The 12,906-nt window shown below is 52.1% G+C and carries 8 protein-coding genes; 6 read left to right on the forward strand and 2 right to left on the reverse strand.

Features of this window, described 5'->3' with window-relative positions:
* Positions 1-225: transposase (locus F3H20_RS12230; protein ID WP_149735203.1), on the reverse strand; the 225-nt coding region annotated here is incomplete at its 3' end.
* Between the two features lie 355 nt (positions 226-580).
* Between F3H20_RS12230 and F3H20_RS12235 the strand changes: the two genes are divergently transcribed.
* Positions 581-994 (forward strand): metal-dependent transcriptional regulator, encoded by a 414-nt coding sequence (locus F3H20_RS12235; RefSeq protein WP_149735204.1) that lies wholly within the window; start codon positions 581-583, stop codon positions 992-994.
* Between the two features lie 126 nt (positions 995-1,120).
* Positions 1,121-4,201, forward strand: a complete 3,081-nt coding sequence (locus F3H20_RS12240) for an ATP-binding protein (protein WP_149735205.1) — start codon at positions 1,121-1,123, stop codon at positions 4,199-4,201.
* A 53-nt stretch (positions 4,202-4,254) separates the two neighbouring features.
* Here F3H20_RS12240 and F3H20_RS12245 read toward each other — a convergent pair whose 3' ends face one another.
* The gene (locus F3H20_RS12245; RefSeq protein ID WP_149735206.1) at positions 4,255-5,451 is read right to left on the reverse strand and encodes a response regulator; all 1,197 of its coding nucleotides are present in this window, start codon (positions 5,449-5,451) and stop codon (positions 4,255-4,257) included.
* Positions 5,452-5,770: 319 nt separating this feature from the next.
* Here F3H20_RS12245 and F3H20_RS12250 point away from each other — a divergent pair, with 319 nt between their 5' ends.
* The 4 genes from F3H20_RS12250 (at position 5,771) to F3H20_RS12265 (ending at position 12,878) form a co-directional block, all read left to right on the forward strand.
* Entirely contained in the window at positions 5,771-8,092 is a 2,322-nt protein-coding gene (locus tag F3H20_RS12250) for a methyl-accepting chemotaxis protein (RefSeq protein ID WP_188128313.1), read from the forward strand.
* A gap of 100 nt (positions 8,093-8,192) precedes the next feature.
* Positions 8,193-10,886 carry a hybrid sensor histidine kinase/response regulator gene (locus F3H20_RS12255; protein ID WP_149735208.1) on the forward strand — a complete coding sequence of 898 codons (2,694 nt, stop codon included), beginning with the start codon at positions 8,193-8,195 and terminating at the stop codon, positions 10,884-10,886.
* Positions 10,887-11,083: 197 nt separating this feature from the next.
* Positions 11,084-11,881, forward strand: a complete 798-nt coding sequence (locus F3H20_RS12260) for a response regulator (RefSeq protein ID WP_149735209.1) — start codon at positions 11,084-11,086, stop codon at positions 11,879-11,881.
* 19 nt (positions 11,882-11,900) lie between these two features.
* Positions 11,901-12,878, forward strand: coding sequence for a diguanylate cyclase (locus F3H20_RS12265; RefSeq protein ID WP_149735210.1), 978 nt, complete (start codon positions 11,901-11,903; stop codon positions 12,876-12,878).
* The last annotated feature ends 28 nt before the right edge of the window (positions 12,879-12,906 follow it).

A 12,906-nucleotide genomic window follows, 5' to 3' on the forward strand; every position in this document is an offset into this window, starting at 1 on the left:
GGAACGGATGCCATAAAGATAGCCAATAAAGATCATTTTGAAAAGGACAATCGGATCTACGGGTGGTCGTCCATTATCTTGACAATAGTAGGGGGTGGTCTTCTCGTATATAAACGAAAAATCTATGTATTTATCTATCTTTCTAAGCAGGTGATCTTCAGGAACTAATTGATCAATACAAACTAATTCGAATTTCATCTGCTGAGGTGCTCGTTCTTTAAGCATACTCTACCTCCTAACAAAATTAGGTCCATGCAGAATTAATTCTACATGGACCCTCAAAAACCATTTTCATACTATATACTTTTTCAACAAGCTGAAGCAGCCGGCAGGCTGCTTGTTGTCATTTTCATCATGAGACATAAATGGGGCGGCGCTGCATATGCTTACTATTAATAAGGCATAAGTACTCCGCCGGCTTTGCAACAGGAAGCTGATGGTGAGGCGAAGTTTTGTCAGCCAAGGCGGAGGAGGGAAGCATACCGCCAGCCTGTCGACTGACAACAACGAAGGTGGCGAGGTTTTTACCGTCAACAATTTCTGTTTTCAAGGTTGGTGGAGTCTAAAAGGAGGTAGGTCCATGCTGTCTCCCAGTCTGGAGGACTATTTGGAAGAGATTTATCGGTTTGCCGCCAGCCGGGGAGAAGCCCGGGTTACCGATATCAGCCGGACCTTGCGGGTGTCGCTGCCCTCCGTGACCAAGGCGATGGCGAAGCTTAAGAGCGGCGGGTACATTACCTATCAAAAGTACGGAATGATCGAACTGACCGATAAGGGGCGACAGATGGGCTCGTATCTGGTGGAGCGCAATTCGCTGTTGCAGGATTTTTTGCGAACTTTGTGCTCCGGCTGCGATGTGGCGGCCGAAGCCGAAGCGATGGAACATTATCTCTCGCCGGAGACGATTGCCTCAATCCGGCGGTTTATGGTATTTGTCCGGGATAATCCCGATATATACGCCCGTTTTTTAGAGTATGTACAAAAATCCCGGTAACAGGGACGGAAAAACGCAGCTTGCCGGTGCGCTTTTCCGTCCCTGTTGCTGTTTATTTTCACTTGCCTTTGGCAGAACCGGACAGGTATAATCTAAGCAATAACGATACAGCAAGAAGGTGCCCGCTTGATAAACTGGATTAGAAAACGGAAAAATGCCTATGGTATTGTGCTGCTGGTAATCAGCCTTTCTCTGGCCGGTTCCTGGCTGTTAGCCGGAAGGCTGCCGGAGAAAAAAGGCCCTCAGGCTGTGCAGGGAGTGCTCGATCTTGCGGGCTGGGATTTTGCGGCAGATGGAAGTGTTGCACTGGATGGTCAGTGGGAGTTTTACTGGCGGCAATTGCTGACACCGGCTGATTTTGCCGGCAATGGGGCGGCAGACAGACCACGGCTGACCGGATATATCAAGGTTCCGTCTCTATGGGCGGGAAAGCTGGCCGACGAAATCCTGCAGACTGAGGGGTATGGCACTTACCGGCTGGTGGTAAAGCTTAAACCGACTACGGACACTCTGGGAATAAAAACCCAGTATATCCGCCAATCTCACAAGTTGTTTGTCGATGGGCTGTTGCGGGGGCAAAGCGGCAGCCCTGCCGCCGACGAGGCTGCTTATACAAGCGGCAATACCCCTTATACTACTTTTTTTACCGTACAGGGGAATCAGGCGGAACTGTTGCTGCAGGTGGCCAATTATACGTACCGCTCGAACAGCGGAATTGCCACGTCTCTCTATCTGGGCCGGCAAAGTGATATTATCGGTTTGGAAAACAGACTGTCCCGGACTGAGCTTATCGTGTTTGCCGGATTATTTTTTATCGGCTTCTATCATATTTGCACCTTTCTTTACCGGCCAAACAACCGGAGCCTAGGGTATTTCGGTATTTACTGCCTGATTCTGGCTTTGGCCCAGTTTACGCAGGGGCAGCGGCTGTTGGCCCAGTTTTTTCCGGCCATATCCTTTGAAACCGTTTATAAGATAAAAAGCCTGGCCGGGTTTGGACATGTCGTGGCAATCGCCTTGTTTTTGCAAGAAGCCGGCCGGGAGCTGCTGCCTCCCAAGCTACTTACTTTTATCATCAGTATCTTTAGCAGCTACCTGCTGCTTATTTTAGTGACGCCGCTCAAATTGTACTCTTTCCTGGAGATACCGTTTGTTGTACTGGAAAGTGTCGTCTATATCGGCATTGTTTTTTTGTTGTGCCGGTCGCTGTACAAAAAAAAGTATGGCAATTTGGGACGGCTGGGTCTGCAAATTCTGATTTGTGCTTTCGGCTGTATAACGGGGACTATCGTGGAAATTTTTTTATACCAGAATGATTTTTTGCCGGCCCGGGTGATTGGCGATTTTGGCTCATTGAGCTTTGTCATACTCATTTCTTTGATGTTGGTCATCCGTTTTTCCGATGCCTATGATACAATCGAAGCTATGTCGCAAAGGCTGCTTAATTTGGATAAAGTCAAAGATGAATTTCTGCTGAACACCTCCCATGAGCTTAAAACGCCGGTGCAGGGTATTCTTAATATTGCGGAAGCCGCCCTGGAAAATTCCCATCAGGTCGAACACTGGCAGCAAATAGTTTCCATTAGCCGAAGACTAACTAATCTTATCAACGATATTCTGGATTTTTCCAGGCTTAAGAACCGGGAAGTCCGGCTGCAACTGTCGCCGGTGGATATCCGGCCGGTCATTGGCGCCGTATTGGATGTTGCCGGGTATCTGCTGCCGCCGGGAAAAGTCAGGCTGGCGCAGGAATTGCCGGACGTGCTGCCGGCTATTGTAGCCGATGAGGACAGGCTAAGACAGGTCTTATTCAATTTGATCGGTAATGCCGTCAAATTTACCCGCGAGGGAGAAATCCGGGTTAAGGCTGAACGCCAGGGCCGTTGCTTGCGAATTGCCGTGGAGGATACGGGCTGCGGCATACCGGCCAAGCTGCGGGAAAAGATATTTGACGCCTTTGAACAGGCCGAGCATAGACGGGGTGGTACGGGAATCGGGCTAACGATTTCCCGTCAATTAATCGAACTGATGGGAGGAGCACTGTGGCTTGACTGGTCGGAGCCCGGTGTGGGGTCTCGGTTTGTGTTTGAACTGGCGATCAGTCCGACAGCCATAGAGTCGGCAGACACGGCTGCTGGCCGTCAGACAGCCCGCCAGCCTTCAGAATCAGTGCTGCCGTTACAGATGTTAAAAAATGGGGAGTTTACCATTCTGGCAGTGGATGATGAACCTGCTAATCTGCAGGTGGTGCTCCGGGTATTTGCCAAGGACGACTATAATATTCTTACGGCGGTGACAGCGGCGGAGGCGTTAGCGCAGCTCGGAGCGGCAAATAGTCCGGATTTGGTGCTGTTGGATGTGATGCTGCCGGATATATCGGGCTACGAACTGTGCCGTCAGATCAGAAACAGGCATTCCATGCTGGAGCTGCCGATTATCATCCTGACGGCCTGCAATTCCCAGGAGGATATTGCCGCCGCTTTTGCTGCCGGGGCCAATGATTTTGTCGCCAAGCCGTTTGCCAGCCAGGAAATCAGATCACGGGTCAGGACGCTGTTGTCTCTGCAGAAGGCCGTAAAAGATGTTGTCCGGGCGGAAATGGCCTTCCTGCAATCCCAGATCAAGCCACATTTTCTGTATAACGCACTCAATACCATTGTTGCCTTTTGCTATACCGACGGGGAAAAAGCCGGAATGCTGTTGAGCGAATTCAGCAATTATTTGCGTAAAAGCTTTGAAATCCGAGGGACTTCAGTTTATACCAGCCTGGAGAATGAGCTGGAATTGGTGCATTCCTATGTGGAACTGGAAAAAGCCCGTTTTGGCGACAGACTGGAGGTAGAGTATTCTATTGATCCCGACGTATTGCAAGGCCCTATTTTGCCGCTAACCATCCAACCGCTGGTAGAAAATGCGATTCAGCATGGTATTATGAGACAAGGCGGCAAAGGCCGGGTCCGAATCACGGTGGAGAAGGAGAAGGACAATGCGGTCATAATGGTTGCTGATAGCGGCGCGGGAATTCCGGCTGACCAACTGGGCGGCCTATTGGCTGATGCCGAAGGGGTGAACAGCGGGATTGGCCTGCGAAATATCAACAGGCGTTTACTGTCCTTTTATGGGCAAAGGTTGACACTTATCAGCGAAGTGGGCAAGGGAACTACCGTAACCTTTCGGATTCCTGTTCCGGTGGAACCGGTAAATTAGCGCAGGGCGTAGTGCCGCATTCTAAAGAATCGGACCTACGCCCTGGTTTATTTTTAGCGATCATAATGGCTGGGGAACGGAGCTGTAGCGGAGGGAGGCTGATTTAAATAAAGCAAAGTCAGGGCAATGCCTAAGGTCGTGCGTCCCGTAAAGGAATTCAAAGGGAACCCCAGGATTTTTTCAATTGACTGCTTGCGAAACAAGACGGTTTTATAATGAATAAACAGTTTTTCCGCCACTAGCTGCAGGCTGTCGTTCAGCAGGATAGCCTCCAGCGTGGCAAACAGTTCGGTGCCGTTTTGCTGGTCATAGTGGAGCAGTTTGCCGAAGGTATCGTTAATCAGGGCATCGGTTTTTGCCTGCGGAATATAATGGGCTAATGTTACCTGCAACCCGCTGTCCAGAAAGTGATAAATTCCTGTTTGGGGGGCTGTTCGTATACCGATCAGGGTGGCATTGCGGGCTTCCCGGTATCTGTCGGCAAGGCTGTTAAGGTCTCCCCGCTGCCGGGCAATTCCAACAGCCCCGATTGCCTGGGGGAAGCGGGCGTCCAGCAGGTCTTTCAGGCGGGTGGCGGCAAGCCGTTCCGTCTCCTTGCTGTTGTCGGCAGGGACAGGTGAAAAATCCAGTACGCACAAGCCGTGAGGTGTTTCCCAGACCAGCAGGGAGGCAGCGGTTAATGTGTCAAGCATAGCGGGACGGCAGTTAGCCGCCGGTGTTTTGTCCCAGGTATTAGGCAGCAGAAAAAAAAGGGAAAAGGATTGGCTGGCATCAAGCTCTAGCTGCCGGGCCTGCCCGGCTATTTCCCTGTCGACGGTCAGCGCCCCGCCAAGCAGGCGGTTTAAAAATTCACCCTGCCGCTTGGACAGTGGCTCGTAAGCAGTCGGCGGGCACTTGCTGATAATTTTTTCGATGGTGGCATCGAGCCGCCGTTTAATGACCGGTTTAACAATATAGTCAACGGCGTTGACTTCGAAGGCCTCCAGGGCGAACTGGTTATGGGCGGTAACAAAGACAATGGCCAGGTCATTTTGGTTCCGGTACATTCTTCTGGCGGCGTCCAGCCCGTCAGCCGGTGGCATGTGTATATCCAGGAAGACCAGTTGGACTGGGTCCTGCCGGAGCCGTTGACAGGCTGCCTCAATATCGGTATATTCACCTACGATCTCAAGGACAGGATATTGCCGGAGCAGGTGGGATAATGCCTCGAGTGCCGGCGGTTCATCGTCGATAAGAATAGTTTTTATCACGGGTCTGACACCTCTTGTTCTGCATGGTTTATCAGGTTGCTGCACAGGTAGGACAGAAGATATATTATGGTTATTTCCCTGTGAGAGGGTTGTTTCCTGCCTGCCGCGGCTGGCAGATTATTGGTCAGGAAAGTTGAGCAGTTTGTTGCCGGTCAGGTATTATCCAAGAGGATAAGTAGAATGGTGAAGGATTATCCAGAAAGATAATCTTACATGAGAATAGCAGACAATCCGGGCCGGCATACAGGAAAATACAGGACCACTGTATAAATAGTTCATACTTTGTAGAATTATGTTATTTTGCGGGAGGCCAGACAGCATGGGAACAGGTGGACGGACAAAGGCAAGTAAGGGCATGCACAGTATTAGAAAAAAGTTGATCGGAATTCTGGTGGTCGCCGTCGTGGCCGGCCTTGCGTTATCATCGTTTCTGATTTATGAGACGGCACAGAAGGCGTTGGTGGAAAATACCGAACAGTCTATTCAGGCGTTAGCCGTCAGTTCAGGGCAGGAGGTGGGGCTATGGCTGGATGAGCAGAAGTCCTATATTACCACCTTGGCCAACTCCCCCTTGGTAGAGGTAGGCAATGCTGGCCGGACTTGGCCGTATCTGGCCCGTGAGATGGCCAGGGCAACGGATTATGATGTCCTGTTTGTGGCCAACGAAAAGGGCGACTATTTTTCGGCCACCCGCAATGACGGAGGCGGGATTATCCAGGGAGGTGCCAATATCAGTGACCGCGTGTATTTTCCTGAAGTTATGAAGGGAAAGACAGTCGTTTCTGATCCGGTCATCTCCAAAACCTCGGGAAACCTGGTAGTTGTTGTAGCCGTACCGCTTAAACGGGATGGCCGGGTAATCGGCATGATTGGCGGCAGTATGAATATTGAAAAATTGATGCAGAAGGTTACCGGAACCAAGGTATATAAAACGGGCTATGCTTTTTTGGTTCAGGGCGACGGGCTGGTCATTGCCCATCCGGATAAAAATGTGGCGATGAAAAGCAATTTTCTCAAGGAAGGCGATTCCCGCCTGCGGCAGGCATTAACTCAGGCCTTACAGGGGGAAAGCGGCATTACTCCTTACCGTTGGGGTAATGTGGACAAGTATGCGGGGTATGCGCCGGTGCCCGGCGGCAACTGGGCCTTGGTAGCCTCGGTGCCGGCGGACGAAGTACAGGGACAGTTGACGGCGATCACCCGCATCTCCCTTCTGACGCCGCTGATTGTGGCCATATTGATTATCGGGATGACCGGGTTGTTGCTCACCAGACTGATCATTCGGCCGCTTAATGATTTTCAGTCCCTGATGGCTTTAGTGGAAACCGGTGATTTTACGGTGCGCGGCAAGGTATACGCCAACGATGAAATTGGGGCGCTGACCGGCGCGGTGAACCATACACTGCAGGTATTGGGCGGCATGGTGGGGGATATCCGGCAGACGACGGGGCAGTTGAAGGAATCTTCGGTCGACCTGATTGATGTTTCGACTACCTTGGCGGCCAATAGTGAACAAATGAGCGCTCAAATATCGACAATCAGCGCCACAGTGGAAGAAATATCGGCCGGGATTGAAGAAACGGCCAGTTCGGCCGAGGAGGTAAGCCACAGTGTGGACGCGGTGGCCGGGCTGGCGAATGGAATGTCGGCTGCCTCGCAGCATGTGTCGGAAACGACCAGCCAGATTGCCGGACAGGTGGATCAGGTCAGTGACGTAGTGGAGGAAATATCGCAAAGCATCAATCGTGTGGCCTTTGCCGCTGGTGATGTCTCCGCCTCCATGGAGGATGTAGACCGGGCGGTACAAGAAATCAGTCGTTCGCTTAATCAGGTCGGTCAGCAATGCGACAGATCCATCCAGATAACGTTGGCGGCAGAGAATCAGTCGCAGGAAACGACGGCTATCATCCAAAAACTAAGTACCACAACGAAACGGATTAATCAAATTGTCGATGTGATTCGCAATATTGCCGAACAAACTAATATGCTTGCTTTGAACGCGACTATTGAGGCGGCCGGGGCCGGCGAGGCAGGCAAGGGCTTTGCCGTGGTGGCGGCCGAGGTCAAGGAATTGGCTAAACGAACGGCGGAAGAGACGAGGCATATTGCCCAGCAAATCGAGGAAATGCATAGCGATATGGGGGCAGCAGTCGGCGCAGTGGGGAAAATTGCCACAGTCATTACGGAAACGACCGGCATTACCCGAACGATTGCTTCGGCAGTGGCCGAACAGTCACATAGCGTTGGCGACATCACGACAGCGATGACGGCCGGTGTTCAGGAAGTGGCGGGCATCAGTAAGGAAATCAGTGATATCGCGGCCCATGCCCAGCAGGTTTCACAAATGGCGGTGGCGGCCTCGGAAGGAGTCAGACAGGTGGATGAGGCCACAGCGGATATTTCGATCAAAGCAATGGAAATGGCTAAAAGTGCTGACCAAATGGCCGCAGTGATGGGGAATATCGCCCTGGCAACCAAAGAAATCGCGCAAGGGACGCAAAACATTACGGAAAGCATTCAGGAAGCCGATGCCGCTACGGCGGATATGGCCGCTACCGCTTCGCACACCAGCGGCGCTGCCAGTGAGCTGGGCGAAACAGCCCGTCATTTGGAACGTCTGGTAGAACAGTTTAAGGTCTGAGCAACGTGACGGCCCTATTTCCCGGCAGTAGAGGTGACCTGCCGGAAGATGACACAGGCAGGCTGCGCCAGCCGGCAGATCAGAAAAATGAGTGGTGACAATGATGGATTTCGGTCAGGAATTACTGCAAGAATTTATTGAAGAGGCCAAAGGACATATCGGAACGCTGGAGGCCGGGCTGCTGCGTCTGGAAGAGGGCAGTTACGAGACTCCCTTACTAAATGAACTGTTTCGTGCCGTTCATAGTATAAAAGGAACGGCCGGCTTTTTTGAAATGGATAAAATCGTAACCCTGACGCACGCAATGGAAACGCTGTTGGGAAAACTGCGCAATCAGGATTGCTGTGTTACCGTGGCGATGATTGACGGTCTGTTAACGGCTTCCGATCAATTGAAAGAGTTAGTGAATAATCCTGCTGATTCGGAACTCGTAGCCATTGATGGGTCGCTGGGCGCTCTGAACGCTCTGACCGGTGAGATGCAGGAGGAACTGTCCGGTATGGAAAGCCCGCAGGGTGTTTGGGATCTGTGGGACCAGTTAACCGGCGATGCCGCTCAGGAGGCTGCCGCAGCACAAGCACCGGCGCCGCGGGCTGAAATCCTACCGGTGGTGCCCGGTAATCAAAATGCCGTACCGGCATCCGGCAATGGCGGGGTAAAAGATTCTCATGCCGAGGCCGGCCGGGTGAAAAACAGCTTGTTTGAAGAAAGCGTCCGGGTTAAGGTAGCACTGCTCGACGATCTGCTGAATATTATCGGTGAAATGGTTTTGCGACGCAATCAGCTGCTGCGCATTACCGAAAGCATTGGCTGCGAGGCGCCGCAACTGGATGTGGTAACCCATGGCATCGACAGCCTGACAACTAAGCTGCAGGAAAAGGTTATGAAGGCCAGAATGCAGCCTGTAGCCAATGTATTTAATAAGTTTCCCCGTATCGTCCGGGAATTGGCGCGCGGTTTAGGCAAAGAGGTAGAACTGGTTACTCAGGGGATGAATGTGGAAATGGACCGTTCCATCATTGAAGCGCTGGTTGATCCGATGACTCATCTGGTGCGCAATGCCCTGGACCATGGCATCGAGGTGCCGCAGGATAGGCTGGACAAGGGCAAGCGCCTGCCGGCGACGCTGCTGCTGCACGCCTACCATGAGAGCGGCCGGGTAGTGATTGACATCCAGGATGACGGAACTGGCATTGACCTGGAGAAAATCAGAACCAAGGCGGTGGCCAGAGGCTGGGTGACGGAAACGGAAGCAGCCTTGTTAAAGGAAAGCGATCTGCTGAGCTTGATTATGAAACCGGGGTTTTCCACCGCTGACCAGGTTACCGCCGTATCCGGCCGGGGCGTCGGCATGGATGTGGTCAAAACCAATATTGAAAAACTGGGCGGTAAGGTAGAGGTGTTCACCACCAGGGAGCGGGGGACCACGTTTCGTTTGCTGCTGCCGCTGACGCTGGTTATTATTTCCTCCTTTATTGTAGAAGCGACAGGCGAGGCCTTTGCCATCCCGCAGGCCAATGTCAAGGAATTGGTGCTGCTGCAGCCGGGTAATCAGCAGCAAAAGCGGATTGAGTTTATTCAGACCTCGCCAGTGTTGCGGCTGCGCAACCGTCTGCTGCCCTTGGTCCGGCTCGCCGACATTCTCGAAATGGATGGAGATAATACCAACAGCGCGGCTTATTTCGCTGATGAAACCCGGACCTTTCGCATTTTGGTGATTAAGAGCGGCAGCCTGTGGTACGGTCTGGCGGTGGATGCCGTCTATGATACCGAGGAAATTCTGGTAAAGCCGGTTCCGGCCGCTTTGAAAACCAGCGGCTGTTATTCCGGAGTTACCGTGCTGGGAGACGGGCGGATTGCGATGATCCTCGATTTGGAACATGTCCACCTGAAAGCCAGGCTGCGGCTGCAGGACGAAAAATCGCGGATCACGGCAGAGGAAACCTCCCGTCCGGAAGAGACCAGTCTGCTGTTGTTCCGGACCTCCGGCGGCGAAATGCTGGGGGTCGATCTGTCGATGGTGGCCAGAGTGGAAAAAGTGGCGGCAACGGCCTTGCAGAAGATCGGCTCGCAGCAATATATCACCTTTCAGGGACGGATTATCCGTGTTATCCGGCCGGAATACCATTTGCCGCTCGGCAGGCGAAAGACCAAAAGCAACTGGCTGTATGTCATTTTGCCCCGGTTTGTCAAATTCCCGGTCGGCATTATGGCCGAGGAAATTTATGATGTGGTTTCCACGCCAATCCAGTTGGAGGGCTGCCATATCAGTGGGCAGAGCGCCCTGGGCTCTATTCTGGTGAACGGTCATATCGTTACACTGCTGGATATGTATGCTCTGTTTCAGACGGCAGTGCCCGAATACTATCAAGCCTCCCGGCAGCCTCCGGCGGAGCAGGCGGCCGCTGAGGCACCGCGGCGGGCGAAAATTTTACTGGCTGAGGATACTCCCTTTTTCGCCCGTGTGACTAAAAGCTATCTGGAAAGTGATGGCTACGAGGTTAAGGTCGTGGAGGATGGGGTGCAGGCGCTGGCAGCGTTGTCCAGCCAGGTTTTTGATGTAGTTGTCAGTGATGTGGAGATGCCTCAGATGGACGGATTGGAGCTGGTACGAACCATCCGGGCGCGGGAGGAGCTTAAGCACTTGCCGGTGATTGCCCTGACTTCCTTAAGCAGTGCAACCAATCGGGAAAGAGGCTTGCGGGCCGGGTTTGATTTATATGAAGGTAAATTGAACAGGGCCAGATTATTAAAAAGTGTCGCTGCCGTGCTGCAAAAGAATAAGCGGGGTTAAGTACCTTGTTAATCCTAATCTTGTGAATACGGACGGTCTATTTTCCGCAAGCCATTGTTGTCGTCAGTCAGCATACTTACGGTATGCCTCCTTCCTTCGCCTTGTCTCGCAAAAAATAGCCTCGCCATTGTTCTACTGTTTTAGGGTTGATAAGGGACTAGTTGCGGCTGAAAAACCGGAAAAGGGGGGCCTGCTACATGGCTCGCGTGCTTATTGTAGATGATTCGGCGGTTGCCCGGAAAAAGTTAATAGAGATTATGCAGGAGTTAGGGCATAAGATTGTGGCGGAGGCAGCAAATGGGGCACAGGCCTTTGCCGAATATGTCAAACACAAGCCCGATGTGGTGACCATGGACATGACAATGGAAGGCATCAGCGGGGCGGAGACGATCTCCAAGATCATTGCCGGCTATCCTGAGGCGCGGATTATTGTCATCAGCGCCATTGAGGAGCGGCCGGTCATTCTGGATTCACTGGAACGGGGTGCCCGGCATTTTATTATAAAACCGATTACTGCCAATAAGGTGGCAGAGGTTGTCGGGAATGTTCTGAATCAGAAATTTGATTATCATAAGCACCTGGAATTGGTGCGCCGTTTGAAGGGGACAGCCGGTCCGGATGAACGGCTGAAGACAGCAGGGGAAGCGCGCCTGCCGCCCTATCAAATTTTCCGGGATGGCAAAGTGGTGCAAATCGCTATTTATCCCGCACTGTCACCGGTCAGTTGTCAGAGTCTGTTGATTGAGCTGCAGGAACATTTGACGGAAGAGCCGCGGTTGCTGTTGAATTTTGGTGCAACTGCCAGCCTGAAACAGGAGGTGCTGGCGGTTTTGGACCGGTTGGTGCAAGCGGTTGAAACCAAAGGCGGCATCGTAAAGGGGATTGCCCACGACTTGGGCTTTACTGAAGACCTGGCCGGGCAGGGGCATGCTTTTTTATCGGCGGTTGTCCGCCATTTTCCCGGTAGCTCGCGGGGCAGCGAAAATTATAAATAGTAAGGCAGATGGATAAACTATGGCAAAAATACTGGTTGTTGATGACAGTCCGGTAGAAATAAAGATTGTGCGTAATTTCCTGCAGGACAGGCATGAGATTATTGAGGCCCAGGAAGGGAACCGGGCGCTTGAGCTGGCGGCTGCTTGCCGGCCAGATCTCATTTTATTGGATATTATCATGCCCGGTCTTGATGGTTTCTCTATTTGCCGTGCCTTGAAAAGCCGTTCTGATTTGGCGGATATTCCGGTTATTTTTATAACCAGCGCTACGCAGATCAGGGATGTTGTAGAGGGCTTTCGCAGCGGCGGTCAGGACTATATCATCAAACCTTTCTACGCACTGGAACTGCAGGCTAGAATTAAGGTCCATCTGGAACTGAGGCAATCGCAGAAAACGTTGCAGCAATATATTCTGCAGATGGAGCAAAAGAACGAAGAATTAGAGAAGATGATGGAGAAGCTGGAGATTTCCGCTAAAACCGATTATGTTACAGGGCTGGTCAACCGCCGCAGCATGATGGAAACCATGCAGCAGGAAATGGAACGGCTGAAGCGGGAAGCCGGCCAGTGTGCGCTCATCTTGGGGGATATTGATAATTTCAAGCAGGTAAACGATACCTATGGTCACGAATGCGGCGATATGGTGCTGAAAACAGTGTCGGCATGCATGCGGTCAGTGCTGGGCAGTCAGAACTACCTGTCGCGCTGGGGCGGCGAGGAGTTTTTGATGCTGTTGCCGGGAGCCGGACTGACTGAAGCGAAGCAGCGTGCCGAACAAGTCAGAGCAGCTATTGCCAAGCAGGTTTTTCTGTATCGCGGCCGTGAGTTTTCCCTGACTATTACGTTGTCGGTGATTGTGCTGGCCGCCGATTCCGAGTTGGATGAAAGCATGCGGGTGCTGGATAACGGCTTGTATCTGGGGAAAAGATGTTCGAAGAATTGCGTGGTCGATTCCCGGGACGGCGGTGTTTGTTCCCGGGAGCAGGGTGGCCTGTGAGAGAAAAAGTACAATCGACACTAATAAA

The organism is Propionispora hippei DSM 15287 (assembly GCF_900141835.1).
GTDB lineage: Bacteria > Bacillota > Negativicutes > Propionisporales > Propionisporaceae > Propionispora > Propionispora hippei.

Bases quoted from the DNA above. Each gene is read 5' to 3' on its own strand.
- F3H20_RS12235 (WP_149735204.1), top strand. From the start codon at position 581: ATGCTGTCTCCCAGTCTGGAGGACTATTTGGAAGAGATTTATCGGTTT.
- F3H20_RS12250 (WP_188128313.1), top strand. From the start codon at position 5,771: ATGGGAACAGGTGGACGGACAAAGGCAAGTAAGGGCATGCACAGTATT.
- F3H20_RS12255 (WP_149735208.1), top strand. From the start codon at position 8,193: ATGATGGATTTCGGTCAGGAATTACTGCAAGAATTTATTGAAGAGGCC.
- F3H20_RS12260 (WP_149735209.1), top strand. From the start codon at position 11,084: ATGGCTCGCGTGCTTATTGTAGATGATTCGGCGGTTGCCCGGAAAAAG.
- F3H20_RS12265 (WP_149735210.1), top strand. From the start codon at position 11,901: ATGGCAAAAATACTGGTTGTTGATGACAGTCCGGTAGAAATAAAGATT.